20 protein-coding genes and 1 tRNA gene are annotated in these 22,284 nt (G+C 42.2%); 3 read left to right on the top strand and 18 right to left on the bottom strand.

Annotation, left to right across the window (positions count from 1 at the left end):
- Window position 1 precedes the first annotated feature (1 nt).
- A complete protein-coding gene (locus tag F0Q01_RS00785) occupies window positions 2-628 on the top strand; it encodes a hypothetical protein (protein ID WP_090489765.1) in 627 nt (208 codons plus the stop codon).
- A gap of 35 nt (window positions 629-663) precedes the next feature.
- Here F0Q01_RS00785 and F0Q01_RS00780 read toward each other — a convergent pair whose 3' ends face one another.
- A complete protein-coding gene (locus tag F0Q01_RS00780; protein ID WP_090489763.1) occupies window positions 664-1,542 on the bottom strand; it encodes an N-acetylmuramoyl-L-alanine amidase family protein in 879 nt (292 codons plus the stop codon).
- Window positions 1,543-1,767: 225 nt separating this feature from the next.
- On the opposite strand from F0Q01_RS00780, the gene F0Q01_RS00775 reads away from it, so the two are divergent.
- On the top strand, window positions 1,768-2,673 hold the full coding sequence (locus F0Q01_RS00775; protein ID WP_090489761.1) for a TIGR01212 family radical SAM protein: 906 nt from the start codon (window positions 1,768-1,770) through the stop codon (window positions 2,671-2,673).
- Between the two features lie 618 nt (window positions 2,674-3,291).
- Here F0Q01_RS00775 and F0Q01_RS00770 read toward each other — a convergent pair.
- The 8 genes from F0Q01_RS00770 to F0Q01_RS00735 form a co-directional block, all read right to left on the bottom strand.
- Window positions 3,292-4,149, bottom strand: coding sequence for a LysR family transcriptional regulator (locus tag F0Q01_RS00770; RefSeq protein ID WP_090489759.1), 858 nt, complete (start codon window positions 4,147-4,149; stop codon window positions 3,292-3,294).
- Between the two features lie 84 nt (window positions 4,150-4,233).
- The gene (locus F0Q01_RS00765; RefSeq protein ID WP_090153671.1) at window positions 4,234-6,225 is read right to left on the bottom strand and encodes an FAD-dependent oxidoreductase; all 1,992 of its coding nucleotides are present in this window, start codon (window positions 6,223-6,225) and stop codon (window positions 4,234-4,236) included.
- A 158-nt stretch (window positions 6,226-6,383) separates the two neighbouring features.
- Window positions 6,384-7,097 carry a hypothetical protein gene (locus tag F0Q01_RS00760; protein WP_090489757.1) on the bottom strand — a complete coding sequence of 238 codons (714 nt, stop codon included), beginning with the start codon at window positions 7,095-7,097 and terminating at the stop codon, window positions 6,384-6,386.
- On the bottom strand, window positions 7,072-8,571 hold the full coding sequence (locus tag F0Q01_RS00755) for an ATP-binding cassette domain-containing protein (protein WP_090489755.1): 1,500 nt from the start codon (window positions 8,569-8,571) through the stop codon (window positions 7,072-7,074). The genes F0Q01_RS00760 and F0Q01_RS00755 overlap by 26 nt, the downstream gene beginning before the upstream one ends.
- Before the next feature lie 85 nt (window positions 8,572-8,656).
- On the bottom strand, window positions 8,657-9,955 hold the full coding sequence (locus F0Q01_RS00750; protein WP_090489753.1) for an ABC transporter permease: 1,299 nt from the start codon (window positions 9,953-9,955) through the stop codon (window positions 8,657-8,659).
- Window positions 9,955-10,668 (bottom strand): ABC transporter ATP-binding protein, encoded by a 714-nt coding sequence (locus F0Q01_RS00745; RefSeq protein WP_090489805.1) that lies wholly within the window; start codon window positions 10,666-10,668, stop codon window positions 9,955-9,957. Before F0Q01_RS00745 ends, F0Q01_RS00750 begins: the two co-directional genes overlap by 1 nt.
- Window positions 10,669-10,706: 38 nt before the next feature.
- Complete coding sequence (locus tag F0Q01_RS00740) at window positions 10,707-12,170, bottom strand: efflux RND transporter periplasmic adaptor subunit (RefSeq protein ID WP_163927085.1); 1,464 nt, start codon at window positions 12,168-12,170, stop codon at window positions 10,707-10,709.
- The gene (locus F0Q01_RS00735; protein WP_090153661.1) at window positions 12,163-12,381 is read right to left on the bottom strand and encodes a helix-turn-helix domain-containing protein; all 219 of its coding nucleotides are present in this window, start codon (window positions 12,379-12,381) and stop codon (window positions 12,163-12,165) included. The genes F0Q01_RS00740 and F0Q01_RS00735 overlap by 8 nt, the downstream gene beginning before the upstream one ends.
- Before the next feature lie 288 nt (window positions 12,382-12,669).
- Here F0Q01_RS00735 and F0Q01_RS00730 point away from each other — a divergent pair, with 288 nt between their 5' ends.
- Window positions 12,670-13,632: a P1 family peptidase gene (locus F0Q01_RS00730; protein WP_090489749.1), complete on the top strand. Its 963-nt coding sequence runs from the start codon at window positions 12,670-12,672 to the stop codon at window positions 13,630-13,632.
- A gap of 165 nt (window positions 13,633-13,797) precedes the next feature.
- Here the strand turns inward: F0Q01_RS00730 and F0Q01_RS00725 are convergent, their stop codons facing one another.
- The 9 genes from F0Q01_RS00725 to F0Q01_RS00685 form a co-directional block, all read right to left on the bottom strand.
- Window positions 13,798-14,661, bottom strand: coding sequence for a hypothetical protein (locus tag F0Q01_RS00725; RefSeq protein ID WP_090489747.1), 864 nt, complete (start codon window positions 14,659-14,661; stop codon window positions 13,798-13,800).
- Window positions 14,662-15,223: 562 nt separating this feature from the next.
- Window positions 15,224-15,303, bottom strand: a tRNA-Leu gene (locus tag F0Q01_RS00720).
- A gap of 202 nt (window positions 15,304-15,505) precedes the next feature.
- Window positions 15,506-15,919: an ATP synthase F1 subunit epsilon gene (gene atpC / locus F0Q01_RS00715; RefSeq protein WP_090489745.1), complete on the bottom strand. Its 414-nt coding sequence runs from the start codon at window positions 15,917-15,919 to the stop codon at window positions 15,506-15,508.
- Window positions 15,920-15,922: 3 nt separating this feature from the next.
- Window positions 15,923-17,320: a F0F1 ATP synthase subunit beta gene (atpD, locus tag F0Q01_RS00710; RefSeq protein ID WP_090489742.1), complete on the bottom strand. Its 1,398-nt coding sequence runs from the start codon at window positions 17,318-17,320 to the stop codon at window positions 15,923-15,925.
- An 18-nt stretch (window positions 17,321-17,338) separates the two neighbouring features.
- Entirely contained in the window at window positions 17,339-18,346 is a 1,008-nt protein-coding gene (gene atpG, locus F0Q01_RS00705; RefSeq protein WP_090489740.1) for an ATP synthase F1 subunit gamma, read from the bottom strand.
- A gap of 3 nt (window positions 18,347-18,349) precedes the next feature.
- The gene (gene atpA / locus F0Q01_RS00700) at window positions 18,350-20,365 is read right to left on the bottom strand and encodes a F0F1 ATP synthase subunit alpha (protein WP_090489738.1); all 2,016 of its coding nucleotides are present in this window, start codon (window positions 20,363-20,365) and stop codon (window positions 18,350-18,352) included.
- A gap of 1 nt (window position 20,366) precedes the next feature.
- Window positions 20,367-20,849, bottom strand: coding sequence for an ATP synthase F0 subunit B (locus tag F0Q01_RS00695; RefSeq protein WP_090153645.1), 483 nt, complete (start codon window positions 20,847-20,849; stop codon window positions 20,367-20,369).
- Window positions 20,850-20,968: 119 nt separating this feature from the next.
- The gene (atpE, locus tag F0Q01_RS00690; protein ID WP_090153643.1) at window positions 20,969-21,193 is read right to left on the bottom strand and encodes an ATP synthase F0 subunit C; all 225 of its coding nucleotides are present in this window, start codon (window positions 21,191-21,193) and stop codon (window positions 20,969-20,971) included.
- Between the two features lie 353 nt (window positions 21,194-21,546).
- Window positions 21,547-22,233: a F0F1 ATP synthase subunit A gene (locus tag F0Q01_RS00685; RefSeq protein ID WP_090489736.1), complete on the bottom strand. Its 687-nt coding sequence runs from the start codon at window positions 22,231-22,233 to the stop codon at window positions 21,547-21,549.
- Window positions 22,234-22,284: the final 51 nt, after the last annotated feature.

Below are 22,284 nucleotides of genomic sequence, written 5' to 3'. Positions count from 1 at the left end.
TATGAACAAATCAAAAAGCACCTTTAGACAATTAAATACCAAACAAAAACTGCAGTACATATGGGACTACTACAAAATCCACATAATAGCTACTGCAGTTATTATTTGTATCATTTTTTCAATTATAAGCACCGCCAGAAAAAATAATACTGCGGACCTATATATGGGCTACATCAATGTTGCCACCACAGACTCCATCACAGGCTCCATTGCCTCGGACTGTCATATGGATATATACAACTACAATGACCTGCTCATTACAGCAGATCCCGACAGTGACAACATCCAATATGCCTATGGCTCTTCTATCAAGCTCATGTCTGCCATCAGCGATGACAAGTTAGACATTATAATCGCCGATTCTTACGGCATCGACCACGCTGATGATTTAGATTATCTTACAAATCCAGCAGATTTCCTATCTGAGATGGCACCTGAGCTATTGAAAAAATATGAGCCTTACTTTGTCTACAACATTGACGGTCGTCCTTACGCAGTAGACGTCTCAAGTATCGGCCCCTTCAAGGAGGCAAATTACACTGCCCCCGTGTATCTAGGCATCATTGCATCTGATAATAATAGAAATAATGCTATAGTTAAACTGCTTTATACTTTGATAAAAAAATAGAGCCGCCTTGGCTCTATTTTTAATGCGTTGCTTTTCTACTGGGCCTCTGTTTCTGCCCTTTCTGCTATATATGCATCAACTCCATTTGCAATTCCCACTGCAATCTTTTGCTGATAATCATCTGTCACAAGTTTTGCTTCCTCATCTGGGTTGGATAAATATCCCACCTCCACTATTGTAACTGGTACCATACTCCAGTTGATTCCACTCATTGAATCATCCTCGAAAATGTTTTGTTTCTTACATCCTGTTTCATCCACAAGATAATCAAGTACACATTCTGAAAGCAGACGGCTTTCCTCATAGCGATTGCCATTATATGGATTATTCGGCGTCTGGCACATGGTCATAGCTCCATGGACACTAGAGCTGTCATATCCGTTGCAATGGATTCTGATAAAGGCATCTGCATTTGCCTCATTGGCAATGGCTGCTCTCTCGCTATTACTTATATTCACATCATTATCTGTTCTGCACATGATGACTGTGTAGCCTCTGGCCTCTAGCTCTGTCTGCAGCTTAAGTGCAATCTCAAGATTCAGCTGATACTCTGGCGTGCCAGTTTTTACACCAACATTTCCATAGGTTACCTTGGCCTTTTGTTCACTTGCTCCAGGTCCTATAGGCTCCTTTGACAAGTCGCCCTTTTGCTGATGACCTGCATCAATGACAATTACTTTGCCTTGATTGGTGGTGCCTAGTTCCTCTGTGGCAGTCTCATCGGCGGCTGGCTCTTCTGATTGCACATCCTCTGTTGTAGCTGGCTCCTCTACCACTGCAGCGGGAGTTTCCACCTCAGCTAGATATTGGCTGTCAGTCTCTTTTAGACCCGCAGTTTTAAAGGATGGATACAGAAAGAATCCAACCAAAATCAACAATATACTAATGATAAAAATTAATACTTTCTTCTTCATAAACATTCCCCATTCTCTCGTTGCTAAATCTCTATTCTAAGGGCTTTTTTTGACCTCATATCCGCATAGAAATATTAAAGCATTTTTGTGTATTCAATTATATGATTATACTGTTAAAAAATCAAAGAATTGTATGCTATTTAGGGAATCGTATACTTAATTGAAAGAAGAAATGCAAAAACGATTTTCCGTGAAATAATTCTTTCTATGCTATAAAATAGAAACATGAATTACACAAGCTTATCTGATTATCTAAAAGAAAAATATAATACGAAAGTTTACAAACTTTCACTGACAAGTGGATGCACCTGCCCCAACAGAGACGGTACCATCAGCTACGGCGGATGCATTTTCTGTTCCGAGGGCGGTTCCGGCGATTTTGCAGCAAAAGGCGACGATATTGATTCACAAATCAACCAAGCTAGAGCCCTTGTAGATAGCAAAATCTCCAGCAAAATTCCACCAGCCGAGCGCAAGTACATTGCCTACTTCCAGTCCTTCACCAACACCTATGGTGATGAGGATTACTTGCAGGATTTATTTGCAAAAGTCCTAAGCCGACCAGAAATCGTAGGCCTATCAATCGGAACTCGTCCTGACTGTCTATCTGACTCCATGATCCAGTTCCTCTCTGAGCTGAACCAGACTAAGGAAGTGTGGGTGGAGCTTGGTCTTCAGACCATCCATGAGTCCACCGCCACTTTAATCAATAGAGGCTACCCACTATCTGTATTCGACGACGCCTACAAGCGCCTCACTGACGCAGGCCTCAAGGTAGTGGTCCACCTTATCCTCGGTCTCCCTGGGGAGACTGAATCTCAGATGCTTGAATCCGTAAAATACCTTGCTGACCTGACCCCCACCCTATTTGGAATCAAGCTTCAACTACTCCACATCCTACGTGGCACAAGGCTTGCGGACATGTATGAATCCCAGCCATTCCACGTATTTACCCTAGACGAATACTGCAGTCTCGTAGGCCAATGTCTCAAGGCTCTGCCACCCGAGACTGTCATCCACCGCCTCACCGGGGACGGCCCAAAGCGCCTCCTCATAGCACCTACCTGGAGCGCCAACAAAAAGCTGGTCCTCAACACCATGACCCGCTTCCTCGCCTCCCTGCCCGACTGACCCGGCCCCAGGCCTTGTATATTTAATGGCCCCTGGCCCCTCATATGGTTGCAAAAGGCCCTTGGGATATCACAGCATGAATATTTGGTTTTTCTACACGCAAATTGACACCAGACATTTCACGTGTCTTTCTCAAGCCTTTACAGTTTTCAAAAAAGTAGCTTATGTGTGGACACCCAGTGCACGTTGATGGCAGTTTAAAAATGGTTCTGAGGGTGTTATGGGCGATTTTGGAATGAGCTTAGAAAAATAAAAAAGAGTTTTGTAATATATTGGCACGAGCCGCCACGGACGGCGGCGAGAGTGCGTAAGCAACAGGACGTTGCATGGAGCACGGCGCCAATATATACAAAACTCTTTTTTTAATTTTTCTTAGTGAATGTATCATGAGCCCATAACACCCTCTTTAGAATCATTTTGTAAAACTGCCATTGATACTAAATAGGTGTCCACACAGCAAAGCTACATTTTTGAAAACAGTTCATTCTTAGAAAGACACGTGGCTGTTACCAATTTTTGACGTGAAGAAAAACTACAAATATTCGCTGAATCGATATCCCAAGGGCCTTTGCAACCACATGGGGCCAGGGGCCTATTAGCTATGTGCCTGGGGCAGGGTCAGGTGGTAATCTCCTGGAGGAAGCGCTTGGCGATTTGGGCATCGGCTGAGCGCTCCAGGTAGACTCCGTAGACGTCCCAGGTGTAGGCGTCTTTGATGGACACGGCCCTAAGCTCGTCGCTGTCGTCAAAGAAGCGAGGGGCGATTCCGATGCCTACTTTGTTTTTGACTAGGCTGCGGATGGTAACGCCGTCGCCAACGTGTGCAATGATTTCAGGGTTGAATCCATTCATGTGGCAGGCGTTGATTACATCGTGGTAGATGCGGTAGTTTTTGTTCATTGAGATGAGAGGCTCGTCCTTTATGTCCATTATGCTTACACTATTTTCGTTCCAGAGGCGGTGTCCATTGTAGACGTATAGTACGATGTCTACAGATTTGATGAGCTGAGCCACTAGACCTGGCGCCTCTACCTTGCCAACTACTAGGCCGCAGTTGATTTCCTCCGACAGGACCTTTTTCAGGACTTTTTCATTTTCCTGCTCGTCCCATATTCCCACGATTTCCGGGTTGGATTTCATGAAATGATTTACAACAGGGATGTCGATGGCTCGGATGGTACCTGCTGCAAAACCTACTTTAAAACGCTTTTCCTTTGAGCTAGCTGCTTCAATGGCTGAAAACATCTCGTTGATTTCCTTGGAGATGTGCTTGGATTTTTCGTAGAAGACGATGCCGCTCTCTGTAGGCACAAATCCATCCTTGGTACGAGCAAAAAGTGGCGTACCGCACTCTTCCTCCATAGACTTTATCATCTTGCTCAAGCCCTGTGGAGAAAGAAATAACTTGCTGGCTGCCACCTGAAGATTTCTCTCCTCATATACAGTTTGAAAGCATTTGAAATTTCGTGTATTCATAATAAAAATTATAGTTAAAAAAACCCCGCCAGGCAACGGGCCTGACGGGAAATATTAAAAAAGAGAAATGGTTTGAAAAAGTAATTAAATGTTGTTTGCTACCTCGAATGCATCCCAGATACCGTACATGATGTTTGATACCTGTCTAGCATCACCGAGAAGATAGATTTCATCTACGTCGTTCTTGTACTGGTTGTAGAGAGTGTTCTCGCTAGCGTAACCAACGCAAAGAACTACGCTGTCTGCCTTGATTTCCTTTGTGCCATCAGCAACAGCTGCCTTAAGGACGCCGTCCTTGTACTCTGTAACCTTAGCGCTTGTAACAACGTCGATTCCGTTGAATGGGATAAGCTTCTCAAGCATTTCCTTGTTTGCTGAGCAAATAGGACCGTTAACTGCCATAAGCTTGTCGAGGGCTTCAACGATTGTGCAGTTCTTACCCTTCTGTGCAAGATCAAGTGCAAGCTCGCAACCTACGAGACCACCACCAACAACTACTACATTGTTGCCTGGGTCCTTCTCGCCGAGAAGTACCTGCTCTGCTGAGTATACCTTGTCATCGTCACCAAGAGAGAACATCTTTGGACGTGAACCTGTTGCAAGAATAACTGCATCATACTGCTTGTCGAGAATTTCCTTCTCTGTAGCCTTTGTATTAAGGTGAACCTCAACACCAAGACGTGTCATCTCATCCTCGTACCACTTAGCAAGTGCGATGTCGTCTTCCTTGAATGCTGGAGCGCCACCTGGGATAAGGTTACCACCAAGTCTGCCTGTAGCCTCAAATAAAACTGGCTCGTGGCCTCTCTCTGCAAGTACACGTGCTGCCTCACATCCTGCAACACCGCCACCTACAACGAGAACTTTCTTCTTCTTGCAAATTGGGTTAAATGCATTGAGCTTTTCCTTACCACACTGTGGGTTAACTGCACAGTTGATAAGTGAGTATGTCTGGATACGTCCCATACAGCCTTCCTGGCAGCTGATACATGGACGAATCTGGCTAAGCTCGTTGCGACGAATCTTGTTAACGATATCTGGATCTGCAAGTGTAGGACGACCAAGTGAAATCATGTCGCAGATGTCGTTGTTGAGGCAGTCGATAGCTGTATCTGGATTGTCTACACGACCAGCCATGATTACAGGGATGTTTACGTGCTCCTTTGTAATCTTAGCGAATTCCTTGTATGGAGCCTTCTCCATATACATTGGTGGGTGATTCCACCACCAAGCATCGTATGTACCAGCATCAACATCAAGGGCGTCGTAGCCGTACTTCTCAAGAAGCTTAGCAGCCTCGATACCTTCTTCGATATCACGGCCCTTCTCTTCGAATTCTTCTCCTGGAAGTGCTCCCTCACGGAAGTCCTTAACCATTGACTTAAGTGAGAATCTCATTGCAACTGGGAAGTCCCATCCGCAAGTCTTAGCGATTTCCTCACGAATTTCCTTAGCAAATCTAAGTCTGTTCTCAAGTGATCCACCGTACTCATCTGTACGCTGGTTAAAGAATGAAATAGCAAACTGATCAATAAGGTAACCCTCGTGAACAGCGTGAATTTCAACACCATCAAAACCTGCACGCTTAGCGTTATAAGCGCCCTTACCAAAGCTCTCTACGATTCCGCGAATCTCTTCCTTTGTAAGTGGACGGCAAGTCTTGTCAAGCCATCTGTGTGGAATTGGAGATGCAGAAACTGGTGGGAACTCACCAAGGTTTGTAGGGATAGTAACACGACCGAAACCACCTGACATCTGTAAGAAAATCTTTGAACCGTATGCATGTACACGCTCTGTCATCTCACGGCTAGTTCTTACAAACTGTACTGGATTGTAAGTAGAGTTTGGTGTGTTAGGGAATGAAGGCTTCTCAACCTCTGTATCAGAGAAAGTTACACCTGTGATGATAAGACCGATACCACCCTTTGCACGTCTTGTGTAGTACTCGATACCTCTTTCATTCCATCCGCCTTCGCAATCGCCGAGACCGAGAGGTCCCATAGGTGCCATGGCGTAGCGGTTTTTGATTTCCAGTTTACCAATAGTAATTGGCTCAAAAAGTCCCTGGTATTTCATTAAATATCCTCCTTTTTTTCTTTTTAACAACATCATTTTGCCAGCTTATTGTTAAAAAATTATCATTAAGTAACTTAATTTTACCTTAATCAAAAAAGGAGAGCCATCAACAAAAGGTTATGCATCCGCAACTATTAATTTATAATCCTCATTATCTTTTAATCGAGGTTACATTCTCTGAAAGAAAAAACCGCTCCGGCGCAAACAATGAATAAATCTTCCATGCTCATCTTGCCGCGGCTATATAAGAAAAGTAGAAGAAAAAGAATAATTACCGTAAATACGGATCTAGCTAATGCTAAAAGCTGCTGCTTACTTTTTTCATGGTCAAGCAATTTTTGCTTGGCATCAGCTGCATCCATGGAGCGCTTGCCTATATCAACAATAGTATCCTGGCCTCTTCCATACTGAAGGACCTCATCTATTCCGTATGCCACATCTGCAATAAAGTCATTGCCCTCTTCTCGCACCTCTTGATAGGATTCCTTTAATTTCTCGATGTTCATAGCATTGGAAACTGGAATCATACCACCGATTGTTACGTATGCGATGGCGCAGATAATCCCTACTACAGGATGCTCTATAGCAAGCAATGCTGTCATTATGATGGAAAATGTAATACAGATTGCTGCATTGTTTCTTTTTTCTATGTAGCGGCTACAAATAGCCTGGAAAAAGCCGCAGACAACCCTCAACACAACCACAAGCGCAAATAGGCTAAGTCCCAATGGGAGCTGTCGCAAATTGCCTGGTTCCCTAACTCCATTTACCGCAATATAGATATCCTCCGCCCCTATAAAAGCAGCGAATACCACCGAGAGATGTACAATCACTCCAAGTATTATATCAATTATGTTTAATGTCTTTTCCATATTCGTCTATCATCCCCTCTGAGAGAGTGTACACAGTATCTGCTCCTCTCACATCATCGTACTCATCTGAAACATAAAATACTGTACGCTTCATATCATTTGCCAGCTTGAAAATAATGCCTCGGATTATTTCCTTTGAAGTGCCATCAATAAAGCTTGTTATGTTGTCAAAAACATATACTCGCGAGTTCTTAAGTAGGGCTCTTGCCAAAAGCAGTCGCCGCTTTTGTCCCAGGGTCAAAACATAGTCATCCTCAATTGATAAATCAAGGCCACCCATTTCCTTTATCTCTGACCACAGATTAACAACGCTTAGAGCTCCTATCATTTTCTTCTCTGATACTTTTTTGTTGCCTAGCTGCAAATTAGCCCGCACTGTGCTTTTAAAAATATGGGATTCATCTGTGATGTAGGTCAAATCCTTAAGCAAGGCCTCCTCTTTTATCCCACTGAGCTCCCGACCATTTATTTTTACAGAGCCCTTGTATGCTCTGTTTTCCTTGGTCAATATTTTCACTAGAGTAGATTTGCCTGTGGCCTTTGGCCCTGTCAGTCCTACGATGCTTCCAGCTGGTATCAAAAGTGATGCCGACTTGAGCACTTCCTTGCCATCATAGCTATATTTTACGCAGTCCATGACAATTCGTACCGGCTCCTCTGACACCTCTTCCTTGCCTTCCTTAGGCTCCCGCTTTTTCAGAAAATCCAATACATTTTCCACCTTTTTGGAATCCATAATTCCATTTTCCAAAACCTCTCCCAAACGTCTGAGAGGCTTGAAAATCTCCAGTGTCAAAAAGAATGTAATAAGAGCCCACTCCAGTCTAATATTTCCAACAAGAAGCTCGTTGATTGTTGATCTGTATCCAAAATATGCTCCGATAAAAGTAAATGCATCAAGGGCAACAATAATATATTTAACTGGAATGATAAGCTCAAATTTCTTTGCCAAAACAAAAAACAGAATGATTATTAAAATGGCAAATATCAGCACAAACATTACCTTTGCATTTATCATCCCAAGCATAACTGCCATGGTGATAGTTCCTAAAATGGCATAGCCAATTCGTGGCAGAAAAACACTATAGTATTCTTCCACCGAGACCATGTCATCAGTAAGCATGGTGGCAATTTTTTCCCGTGTAATTATTCCGGAATATGAATTTCCAAGTCTAGTGATTTTGCCGTAGATTTCACGGCGAATTTTTTCAGAAACAGCTCTGCTTGCATTTGCTTTTGCATCATAAAATAGTTTTAAGAAAATCAATCTAGATGCAATGCTAAGGGCTGCTATTAAAAGGTATCTGATTATACGATTTGAATCAGTGATACCGTAGAATGCGTCAGATATTGTGATAGCAATACAGCCCACTAGCACTAACTGTGCTAGCAGGCCAATCCATTGCCATATTATTTCTTGGAGGACCTCAAGTGAGTCCTTACCCATTAACTTCAGAAGTCGCGTCTTTACCATTTATTCATCCTTCTCCGTAGGTTTAGGTGGATGAGATTTCATGACTATAATCGTCCATGAATATCTTAGGTATCACGCATATTTTTTACTCGTAGCGCAATGCATCAATAGGATTGAGCTTTGCTGCCTTATTAGCTGGGTAATATCCGAAGAATACACCAACAGCCATTGAGACTCCAACAGCGAGTATGATACTCTCTACTGAAACTGCTGCCTCGTATCCCATCATCTTAACAGCAAATGTTCCAAGGCCAACACCAGCTAACATTCCTATAGCTCCACCTATTAAACATATTACCACAGATTCGGTAATAAATTGTAGACGAATGGAACCATTTGTTGCACCAAGTGCTTTTCGAGTACCTATTTCCTTGGTACGCTCTGTGATTGATACAATCATGATGTTCATAACACCAATACCACCTACTAAAAGGGAGATGGCTGCAATAACTGTAAGTGCCAGCTGAATCATGCTAATCATACTGTTCATGGAATCCATCATTGATGCCATACTAACACAAGCTACTTCGTAGGCATCATTTCTAGCATAATATTTCACATTAAAGAAGTCTCTAACCTGTGCTGCGAACTCATCATTGTTGGTGTCAATTGTAGTAACAATGTTGCAATAGTCAATTCCCTTATTCTGTTTGTGTGTAGCGATTCTAGCTGTATCATAAGGGATGTAAAGATCTGTTGTAGGATTGTCAGAAACACCAAAAGATAAACTTTCCTGAACATATTTATATACACCTACAACATAATATTTATAATAAGTGCCATTTGCAGTTACTTCAATTTCTTTTCCGATGACGGAATCATAGTCACCCTTATACAATCTATCAACAAGCTTGTCGGAAACGATACAGGTCTTTTTTGCCTCTTTGTAGTCATGACCGATAAACTGACGACCTGCAATCATGTCCAATTTCTTGAACTTAAGGGCATCTGCATTAAGTCCCAGTAGATTTACTTTGGCATCTTTATTTCCCTTGGAAACTTTGCCTGGCTCCCAGCTTCCTGTAATAGTCTCTTGGAGCATTATATACTGAACATTATCCTTGTACTCAGTTGTAAAATCATCAAGCATTTCTTGAGAAATCAAATCTGAATCAGTCATTTCTCTCACATAGCCTTCACCATAGTTCATGCCTGTATCCGTGGATTCTTTTTCCTGAGACTTTTGCATTACAGCCATCTGCAAGTTATTGGCTCCCAAATCCTGCATTGTCTGGTTGACCATGATTGTGATTGAGTTACCAACTGTCATGATTGCAATAACTGATGCAATACCGATAATAATACCAAGCATTGTAAGCAGGGAGCGCATTATGTTTGCCTTAAGTCCTGCTAACGCCACGAGGATGTTTTCTGTAAATAACATTATGCATCCTCCTTTGCTTTTAATCCTTGCCAATTACCTGCTGACTCACCGATGATTGAACCATCCTTGAGAGTGATGATTCGCTCTGTCTCCTGTGACAACTCTGGTGAATGTGTGATTAGAACGATTGTCTTGCCCTGCTCCTCGTGAAGCTTATGGAAAATATCCATAATCAATCGACCAGTCGCAGAATCCAGCGCACCTGTAGGCTCATCCGCAAGTATAATTGCTGGATCATTAGCCATAGCTCTGGCAATTGCCACACGCTGCTTTTGTCCACCAGAAAGCTCATCTGGCTTGTGCATCATTCTATCCTTCATACCTACTTCTTCAAGGAGGAATCTAGCCTTGTCAGCTCTCTCCCCCTTGCTCATACCTGCATACATCATAGGAAGCTCAACATTTTTAAGAGCTGAGGTACGAGCAATCAAATTGTAGGTCTGAAATACGAAACCAATTTTTTTATTTCTAAGGATTGATAATTCATGATCCTTAGCCTTCTGAATATCCACTCCGTCAAGAGTATATTCGCCATCTGTAGGTCTATCTAGGGCTCCGATAATATTCATCAAAGTAGATTTACCAGAACCTGACTGTCCAACTATTGATACAAATTCTCCCTCTTTAACATTAAAGTTAACCCCATGGAGAACTTCAAATTCATTAGGTGTACCTATAAAAAAGCTTTTATGAATATTCCGAAGGTCAAGCATTGTCTTTTGTTCCAATTTCTTTTTCCTCCGATTTATTCTTATTCAACGTACATGTAATCCATTATATCGGTACTTGGTCCATCAGCAACAACAGCCTCTACTGTTGTACCAGCGTCGATTCCTTCGCCTGAGATTTCAACATAGTAATCACTCTCAAGTCCTCTTGTTACAGGAACATCCTTCTTTGAACCGTCCTTGCCAATAACTGTAACGAAGTAGCTTCCATCCTCTGCCTCCTGTACGCAGTCATAAGGAACTGCTAAAACATCTGCGGCCTTATCAAGAATTACGCTGGCCTTTGCTGTCATACCAACACGAAGTCTGTCATCTGTGCCATCAAGTGTAATCTTTACTTTGTACTCTGCCACGCCTGTGCCAGTACTTCCACCTGCTGCAGCCTGTGGTGCCTGAGCAGCACCGCTTGATACTGTTGTTGTAGATGCTACTGATACGAAACTAACTTTACCTGTGAACTCCTCATCACCTGTTGCCTCGAACTTAACTGCTACAGGAAGGTCCTCTTTAATATTAGCAATGTCGTACTCATTGACTGTTGCCTCAACTATGAATCCACTGGTATCTGCAATAGTAAATACGCTGTTACCCTGTGTATAGTTGTTGCCTTCCTCTACATCCATAGAAATGATGTAACCAGAAATTGGTGTTGCAACCTGAGTCTTGTCCATGCTCTTATATACGTCATTAAGCTCATCTACCTGACTGTAGTTTGTTGCGTAATCCTGCTGCATGTTTGCAAGCTCAATCTGATTCTGTAATGCTGTAATCTGGAACTCTAAATCAGAAATGCTATCGCGCTTGTCCTCGTAGTCCTCAATAAACATAGCAAGTGACATACCATACTTTTTCATGATAGCAGCATCTTCGCTAGCGTAACGATCTCCATATGCCTCTTCGCCGTACTTGTCGAAGTCATCCTTCAATGCCTTAACATTGTCATAGATAGTCTTGTTATCCTCCAAGTACTTCTGTGTCTCATCGATTTTCTTCTGAGTGTCGTTAATCTTTTTATTTAAATCATCAAGATTAACTACTGCCTGAGCATCGCTGATATTGTGCTGTGCGTTAAGCTCTGCAAGCTTTCTATTGTAGTCATCGCTATCAAACTCAACTACTACTGTGCCTGCCTCTACGTAGTCGCCTACCTCATAATTAACCTGAGCTACCTTAACACCTGTAACACCTGAGCTACCGATTGTAGAAGTAATTGTCTTAGTGTTGTTGGCTGTAAGCTTACCTGTAACACTAACTGACTGTGTTAAATCCATTTTCTCTACTGTAGCTGTAACAGGCTGATTAGCCTGCTCTGCAAGCATCTCTGCTGCTTTCTTGGCATTGTATCTAAAATACCCATATACACAAAGTACAATAACCAAGATAATGAAAAGCTTTTTATGTCTCTTTAAAAAGCCTCCTACCCTTTTGAAGAATCCCTTGATCTTTGAATCCTTCTTAGGGGCACTGTTGTCACCAATTTTACTCATCTTTATCCTCCTCATATTTCAATATGTCACCTGGCTCACAATTAAGTGCCTGACATATGCCTGTCAAAGTTGAAAAACGTATTGCGTTTACCTTATTATTTTTTATTTTTGACAGATTCACATTTGTGATCCCGACCGCATCGGCCAGCTCATTTAAAGACATATGACGACGTGCCATCATTACGTCCAGTTCTAGAATAATTCTACCCATGAAATAATCTCCACTCCCTATAAACAACAGCAATTTATCGTTTGCCGATATTACAGTTATACAGTTCTAACCATCGAATGTCAACTATTTTTTAATGTTTTTCGATAATTTTTATTCTATAACAATTAAATTGTCACTAGTGTACCCCTAGCCAACCTAAAATACAATAAAATTGAGCTTACGTATTCCTTACATTTTTGTCACATTTTGGCCCTGCAACCCCGTCCCCCTAGGTCCATTTTTGGTGTATAATGGTTTTACCTTAGTTGCTTTAGATTGGAGGGGATTATGAATTTTACAGAGATTAGTTTTGATCAATTTGATAATGTAAAGATAGGTCAGGCCGAAAACATGGATGCCGGCACTGGAGTTACTGTTATTGTGGCACCTGAGGGACGGCCTTGTGGATTAGATATCAGAGGTGGCGGTCCTGCCAGCAGAGAGTCTGGTCTTATGGACCCTCTTGCAGCTACAGATATCATTCATGCAGTTGTATTAGGTGGAGGCTCAGCCTTTGGACTTGATGCAGCCGGCGGTGTTATGAAATATTTATCCGAGCATGGGATTGGATTTCCTGTAGGAGATGTGGTAGTTCCACTTGTTTGCCAGTCAGATATTTTCGACCTGGGCTACAAGGCTTCGAATATTTACCCAGACAAGGCCATGGGCTATGCAGCCTGTGAAGCAGCATTTACAGGAAAAGGCAATCTGAAAAACGGCTCATTTGGCGCAGGTTGCGGTGCCACCGTAGGCAAACTCATCGGCATGGACCGCTGCACCAAATCAGGCATCGGTACCTACGCAGTGCAGCTTGGGGAACTAAAGGTAGGCGCCATCGTGGCCACCAATGCCATCGGCGACGTTTATGATTTCGAGACAGGTAAGCGCATCGCTGGCGTCACCACAGCCGACGGCTCAGCCCTCAATGATTTATCCTGCGAGGAGATTATGTATGATATGGTAATCAATCCATCAAAGTACGCTGTTCCTGCAGAGACCAGCGCGCCTACTAACACAACAATCGGCATCATTCTCACCAACGCAGCCTTCAACAAGACTCAGCTTTGCAAGCTTGCCGGCATGACCCACGACGGCTACGCCCGCTGCATTCGCCCAATCCACACATCAATGGACGGCGACAGCATCTACGCCATGTCTCTGGGCGACGTTCCAGCCACCCTCGACCTGGTGGGCACCCTAGCTAACCACGTCATGTGCGAAGCCATTAGACGCAGCGTTGCTTCAGTTTAAATAGTGTTTTATCCAGACACCAAAGAAAGTGTTGCTAAAACTTGCAACACTTTCTCTTTTTATTATGAATTCATATTGATTAATGAATTATGTTATCAACTCTTGTGGTTATTTTCTTTATAACTTCATTTCAGTTGTGCTATATCCCATTTATATCTTTAGTCTTTACTTCAAATAACTATTGATCAACCTATCTAACAATAGTGTATCTAGTCCAGCCTCCTGCGTTTCAAATGTATACAATAGATTCCTTCCATATTCATAACCCAGCTCATTGTACTTATTGATTTTCTCCACACATTTAATCGCATACTCTGGTACATCCATCATCCCAAAATGTTCTCCGAAAAATGTTTTTCTAAGTCGAATATTCAACACCGCAAAATCCGGCCGCATCCCCTTATTTGCAAGATTTGTAAAAGGCTCATACACGTATGGAACCCCTTCCCTTGCAAGCTTGTCAGCAATTATCTTTTCTGATTTTGACCTAACCCGCTCTCCTCTTTCAGTATAGTACGGCGTCGTAATAGGATATCTTTCATAAAAGCTATCCCTCTGACTCCCACCCAAGAACATCTGCCTCCATCTTTTGATGTAGTTTTCATCGTCTTCATAATTTGAATGTATTAACCTTTTCCTGTCTTCAGATAAATCCCCATAGAGTTCATATTCATTATTATTAACATAATAAGACTCCAATTCTTCTATTAGAGCTATCTTATTCTGGATTATATCATATATATTCTTGTCAAAAGATTTCTGTGCCAATCTTCTGGCTAAATCAATACTTTCCTTCTTGAGAAACACTCTCTCAATTTTATTTTGCCCCTCTTTCATGCAATTACTGCATTTATAATATTGTATATACTTCCCTTTATTTTTCTTAATTTCCAAGTAATCATTACTATCATCTAATGTTTTATCAATTCTTTCTTTTTCCTGATGTAAGATTTCTAGTTCCTTTTTCATTTCATCTAAAAATACTCTGCTCATAGTAATATCCAAATTTTTCCTCTCTAACTCTCCCATTTAATCCATATATTCATATCATCCAGCATGCAATCTATGTTTTACCACTGTCGAACTAACTTTTTACATTTATGAGTGGTATATTTTCCAGCTTTTACCTCTCGACTTTTAAATTATCAATTTATCCAGTGGTAATTTTTTTTGACCTTACCACTGTAATAATTACATTCTCATTTTTGCAGTGGTATTATTCCATTGCTTTACCACTCAAAAAACTTCATTGACCTCATCGCAGTGGTAAAGCTCCTTTTTCTTACCACTGCAAAATGCCATTTTTATATTCTCAAGTGGTAAAAGGAATTTTTTGTACCACTGAAGACTCTTATTCGCCGAATCTACAGTGGTAATGGCTACTCCCTTTACCTCTCAAAGCGCAAGAATCACTGTTTATAAGAGGTAATTGTCCCCAAAAACAGCAACGCCCTAGCAACAAATCAACGTCACAACATAAAATCTGCACCATAACAGGCAAACTTCGCCATAGAAAAAAACATCGTCATATTCTCAATAAAAATCAAAGTGGAAAAAATAAATGAATTGAATGTATGAATAAAAAGAATACTGCGGGTGACAGGACTTGAACCTGCACGGTCTCCCACTAGAACCTAAATCTAGCGCGTCTGCCAATTCCGCCACACCCGCGTATAAAAGGAAAACTGCAATGAATTTCCCACAAAAACATGTAAGAAATTCATTACGTTGTCGGCTCATCGACTGTACTAATATATCACACAGCTACCGCCCTTTGCAACCACTATTTACATAATAATAGCTATAAAAACCTACACTAAATAAAAAGGGCGCCACAGCAAAGTGGCACCCGAAAATCAGACATATTAAATTCTTATCTCTGTGTTTTTGCACCCTTTAGGCGGGCCATAGCACGAGCAAGATTTGCATTTGAAATCTCATATTCAATACGGCTCTGCTTTTGCTGTAGCTGCTCCTGGGCACGCTCAAGCGCTTCCTGGGCACGGAAGGTATCGATATCTTCTGGTCGCTCGCAAGAATAAGAAAGAATCTTGACTGAGCCATCTGGATACACTGTAAACAGTCCATCAGATATGACAGCTTTTCGCCACTCGCCCTCTTCATTCTTAAAGCGAATCTCGCCTACCTCCACTACACCAGTCATCTTTTCATGATGGTTCATGATGGCAAATTCTCCATCCGGACTAGGGAGAATGATTATCTCACATGGCCCATCATAAAAGACACCGTCGCAGGCTACAATTTTTAAATTAAATAGTGATGCCATAAGCTACTCCTTTGCTAACTCAGCAGCCTTCTTCTTAACATCTTCGATTGTTCCAACATTGAAGAATGCAGCCTCTGGATACTCATCCATCTGGCCATCAAGGATTGCCTTGAAGCCTCTTACTGTCTCTGCGACTGGAACAAACTGTCCCTTTACACCAGTGAAATTCTCAGCAACTGAGAATGGCTGTGAAAGGAAACGCTGTACCTTACGAGCACGGTAAACAGTTACCTTGTCCTCGTCCGAAAGCTCTTCCATACCAAGGATTGCGATGATATCCTGAAGCTCCTTGTACTTCTGAAGAATCTCCTGAACGCCACGAGCTACCGCATAGTGCTCCTCGCCAACAACATCTGGCTCAAGAATTCTTGAGGTAGACTCAAGTGGGTCTACTGCTGGGTAAATACCCATCTCAACAATCTTTCTTGAAAGAACTGTTGTGGCATCCAAATGTGAGAATGTTGTAGCTGGTGCTGGGTCAGTCAAATCATCTGCAGGTACGTAAACAGCCTGAACAGATGTGATTGAACCATTTTTAGTAGAAGCGATTCGCTCCTGAAGCTCACCTAAATCGTTGGCAAGTGTAGGCTGGTAACCTACGGCTGATGGCATACGACCAAGTAGGGCCGAAACCTCTGAGCCTGCCTGAACAAAACGGAAAATGTTATCAATGAAAAGAAGCACATCCTGATTCTTAACATCACGGAAATACTCTGCCATTGTAAGTCCTGTCTCAGCTACTCGCATACGAGCTCCTGGTGGCTCATTCATCTGACCAAAGACTAGGGCTGTCTTATCAAGTACTCCTGATTCGCCCATCTCTGTCCAAAGGTCGTTACCCTCACGAGAACGCTCTCCAACACCAGTGAAAATTGAATAGCCGCCACTTTCAGTTGCGATATTGTGAATAAGCTCCTGAATAAGAACTGTCTTACCAACACCGGCACCACCGAAAAGTCCGACCTTACCACCCTTGGCGTAAGGAGCAAGCAAATCGATTACCTTGATACCTGTCTCAAGCATCTCAACTACAGGGCTCTGGTCTTCAAATGTAGGAGGCTCACGGTGGATACACCAATGTTCTCCATCATCAAGCTTTTCTCCATTATCCAATGTGTCGCCAAGCACGTTGAAAAGTCTTCCAAGAGTCTGCTCACCAACAGGAACTGTGATACCGTTTCCTGTGGCAACAACCTCCATATCTCTACACAATCCCTCAGATGGAGCAAGCATAATACATCTGACTACGCCAAGTCCAATATGCTGAGAGACTTCCATTACTCTCTTCTCGTCACCTACCATAACATATAGAGCATCTCTAATGGCAGGTAGGTCACTATCTTTAAATTCTACATCGACAACAGGTCCTGAGACCTGGACGATTTTTCCTTTTAACTCCATTGATTGTCTCCTCTGAAACTATCGCCTTTTTTTCTTCTTAAGCGCCTTTGCTCCGCCGATTACCTCAGTGATTTCCTGGGTAATCTGAGCCTGACGCACTCTGTTGTATTCAATAGATAATTCTCGAAGAATTGCCTCTGCATTGTCTGTCGCAGCCTGCATAGCCATCATTCTGGCATTTTCCTCACTGGCCGAACACTCTACAAGGGCTCCATACATGAAGGCTGTAAAATGATTGTGAACCAACTTCTCCAAAACTGTTTTAAGTGATGGATAAAATGGGAACCATGAATCTCCACCTTTTTGGATGGCTTCAAGCTCATAGCTGTTGATGGAATGAACGTGCTTGACGCCCTCTTTCATCTCCACGGCTGCTTTGCTTTTGCCCTCTGTATCAGCCTCGATTTCCTTGGCCTGCTCTAGGATAAACTTGTGAGTCTTCAATGGAAGAAGTCGCTCTACACAAGTCTCCTCTGTGACAGAATTAAGCATCTTTGTATAAATGATATCGATTCTATCAAGCTCTTCCCTATTGTATAAATCAATAAGGTACTCTGACATAATACGGGCTCTATGCATTGTTGGATTGTTGGATGAAAACTTGAAATTCTCGTCCACGTTGTATCCATTATTTGTAAAAAATACGCGGCCCGTTTCACCTACCACAAAAAGCTTGTACTCATCTTTTGTCATTCCAGAGATTCGCTCCAAGGCCATTTTAATGGCATTGTGATTGTAGGCACCTGCCATACCCTTGTCGCCTGTAAATACTACAAATCCACGTCTTTTGATAGTCTCATGATCGTCTTCGATTCGATTATCAAAATAGATGTGTCTGATATCTGGAAAATGAGCAAGATTTTCAGCTAATCCTTTTTGTGTTCCAATGAAAAATGGCTCTGTCTCTGCAAGCTTTTCTTTTGCCTTTCGAAGCTTCATAGAGGACATCATATACATGGCTCTTGTAATCTTCATTGTATCCTGAATACTGTTTATTCTATTAAGGATTTCCTTTGTACTTGCCATGGCTTACTCCTGATTCTTCTTGAACTCCTCTGCCGCATCAACAATTGCTGCCTTTAGCTCATCAGTCAAATCCTTTGATGACTCAAGCTGGCTGATAATATCGCTGTGGTCTGCTGCAAAATATGTAAGCATGTCCGCTCTAAATTTCTTGATTTCAGAAACCTCAACATCGCTGAAAATGTGAGCGTTTGCAGCCACGAGAATGATAACCTGCTCTGCCATTGAGAATGGTCTGCTAAGAGGCTGCTTTAAAAGTTCCATAAGTGCACGACCGTGAGCCAACTGCTTTTTAGTTGCATCATCAAGGTCTGATGAGAACTGTGTAAAGACTTCCATCTCACGATACTGAGCCAAATCGATACGGATTGAACCGGCTGCCTTTTTCATCGCCTTTGTCTGGGCAGCACCACCAACACGGGATACAGAAAGACCTACATTTACCGCTGGTCTCTGGCCTGCGTTGAAAAGTTCTGACTCAAGGAAAATCTGACCATCAGTAATAGAAATAACATTTGTTGGAATGTAAGCTGAAAGGTCACCTGCCTGAGTTTCAATAATAGGAAGGGCTGTTATTGAGCCGCCACCTGCCTCTGGTGTGATTCTAGCTGAACGCTCTAAGAGTCTAGAGTGGAGGTAGAATACGTCACCTGGGTATGCCTCACGTCCTGGAGAACGCTCAAGCAAAAGGGAAATAGCTCTGTATGCAACGGCATGCTTTGACAAATCATCATAAACGATGAGAACGTCCTTGCCTGAATACATGAAGTACTCAGCAAGAGCTGTACCTGCATAAGGAGCAATATACTGAAGTGGTGCTGGGTCTGCAGCTGTTGCGCTGACAATGATTGTGTAATCCATTGCACCATTTTCTTTTAATGTGTTAACAAGCTTTGCAATAGTAGAAGCCTTCTGACCAATAGCAACATAAACACAGATTACATCCTTGCCCTTTTGGTTGATGATTGTATCTGTTGCAATCGAAGTCTTACCAGTCTGTCTATCGCCAATGATAAGCTCACGCTGGCCTCTACCAATTGGAAACATTGAATCTATTGAAAGAAGTCCTGTCTCCATAGGCTGGCCAACTGATTTTCTATCTACAATACTTGGAGCTGGGCACTCTACTGGTCTGAAACCATCTGCAGAAATCTCGCCCTGTCCATCAAGAGGTTCACCAAGGGCATCCACGATACGACCGAGGAAGCCATCACCTACAGGAAGACCTGCCATCTTGCCTGTACGAACTACCTTTGTACCCTCTTTGATTTCTGTGTCACGGCCGAAAAGAATAACACCGATTTCATCGCGGCGCACATCCTGAACCATGCCCTTTACTCCACAGTCAAAGATAACGATTTCTCCGTAAAATGCGTGGTCGATGCCATCTACATTTGCAATGCCATCACCAACCCAATTTACAACGCCCACTTCCTTTTCCTGGGCCTCAAGTGTAAAGTCCTCCACACTTGTTCTTAAAATTGAAAGGATGCTTTCATCTACAGCAGATACTCCCACTGCGGAATTGATTTTGGTAGCAAGCTGATCAATACGTCCCTGCTCACTCCAGTCATATTCCTTGGTTCCTACTGAGAGAATGAAGCCGCTCTTTAATGAGCTATCCTGAACCAATTCAATTTCGATATCCTCATTGCCAACTTCCTTGGCAATATATCTCTTGATACCTGCAAGCTGCTCGTCAGTAGGTGCAGTAACATAGCGAAGCTTCGCCTTGTTAATCTTGTCATCTGACACCTGAAGTGACTGAGCGTATGCAGCTCTTATATCATCAAATAATTCAAAATCCCCGTTGTCGCATAACAGCTTTAAGAAATTGCGAATCTCGTGAGGGAAAATCCTATCGATAACCACATGCTTTTTTGCAATGGCTACTGTTGGATCTGCAAGCTCCTCACCAATTGCAGGTACAGCTTCAATGATTGAAGCGGCAGTCTGCAAATGTCCACCTGCATTTTCCAAGCTATGTAGGTCACGGGCGTAATTTATAGATTTCTCTGTCACTCTACTCACCTGCTTTACCTAAAAATTCATCAAACAAACTGCTATCTATATCTGCACCTGTCTTGCTTCCAACCACCTTTGTAGTGGCATCAACAACGATGTCTGCAATCTCCTTTTTGGCACCAGCGATAATTTTAGTCTTCTCCTGGTTGGCCTCAGCAACTGCTGCATCTTTAATATTTCTAGCGTCTTCTTTTGCATCTGCAAGAATCTTCTGATACTGGCTATCAGCGCTCTTTCTCGCATCTGAAATAATCTGCTTCTTCTCTTCTTCCACACTGACAAGCTTCTGCTCGTACTCTTTTTTCAACTCATCAGCCTGGTTCTCCTTCTCAGCTGCATTATCGTAAATCTCGTTAGCTTCCTGCTGTCTTTTTGCAATAATATTTGCAATAGGCTTGAAGAAAAAGATTCTAAATGCAATGAAAAGAATAAGAAGATTTATTACCGTAAATACGATATTCCAAAATGAAACGTTAATCATATTTTTATCCTCTAGTATCTATTCTTAACTACTGAAGAACTGCCATTAAAAATTGCTTTCAGCAATGGGCAGTTCTGTATATCAAGGAATCTTCCCTAAAGGGCCCCTCCTTGATACATTTACTGCAACATAACTATAATCATCAATGCGATTACGAAACCATAAATAGCTGTTGCCTCTGCAAGTGCACAACCTAAGATAAGGTTCTTCTGAATCTTGCCCTCTGCCTCTGGCTGACGTGCGATACCCTCGCAAGCCTTACCTGTAGCGATACCAATACCGATACCTGCGCCAATACCTGTTACAACTGCAATACCTGCACCAATAGCAATAAGTGTGTTCATTTTTTAATCCTCCTTTAAGTCCGCCAAGTTACGCTCACAAGCCTTAGTCTCTCTTACGCTGACTTCATGTCAGCTCCAGAGAGCAAAGAGCTTGTTAGCTACTTGACTCATCTAATAAAATATAATTTGTTCTACACCTGAATTCTAGTTTTTCTCAGCCGGTTACGCTCTCAAGCCTAAGATATTACTTCCGGTGACTGAAATGTCACCTGCAGCAACACTTAGAGCTTGATAGCTACCAACTATCTCCAATATCAATCACTTGACTCATCTAATTAATACAATGTCCCAAAAAAATTCTCTACTTTTACGCATTTACGAAAATGGCCCTATGACCCCGTCCCCCTGGTCCATTACTCTACTGCTTCTTTTATGTAGAGGGATGTCAAGAAGACGAAAACGTAGGCCTGAAGTAATCCATCGAATATATCAAAATATAGGCTGAATACTGCTGGGATTACTGGTGGGCATACTATTTTAAGTAATTCCATGATTACGAATGCACCAAGTACATTTCCAAAAAGTCGCATGCACAATGACAGTGGTCTTGTGAATACGTCTAGAATGTTGAATGGTGTAACGATAGCAACTGGCTCTGTAAAATTATGCAGCCATTTTCTCACGCCATTCTGATAGATACCAGCTGCCTCTACAAGCACGATACTCATAATGGCAAGAGCAGCTGTTACATTTAGATCTTTTGTTGGTGACTTGAAGCCAAACAGACCGATTACATTGGAAAGTCCAATATAAAGTAGAACCGTTGTGAGATAGCCTGTGTACTGCTTTCCCTCTTCGCCCAACATGCTGCCTACAATACCTGTCAGCTTCTCATAAATAAGCTCCGCAAACGCTTGTCTCTTACTGATGTTTTGCGTTTTTAATCCTCTAGTTAAGAAAAATGCTATGAGGATGAGAACTGCCATTACAATCCAAGTGACAACCACAGATTCCATAACCGGAATCTCAAGGCCTCCAAGGTGGATGGTGAACACCGTCTCGCAATTCAGCTCTTCTATAAGCTCTTCTGCTAAACTCAAGAAAACACCTCCTATCTTTCTTTAATTATGAAATTCATTTTAGACCTTTTA

Source organism: Pseudobutyrivibrio xylanivorans, assembly GCF_010906925.1.
Classification (GTDB): domain Bacteria; phylum Bacillota; class Clostridia; order Lachnospirales; family Lachnospiraceae; genus Pseudobutyrivibrio.
Note: the sequence above shows the minus strand (reverse complement) of the source record. Positions and strands in the feature narration are given on the sequence as shown.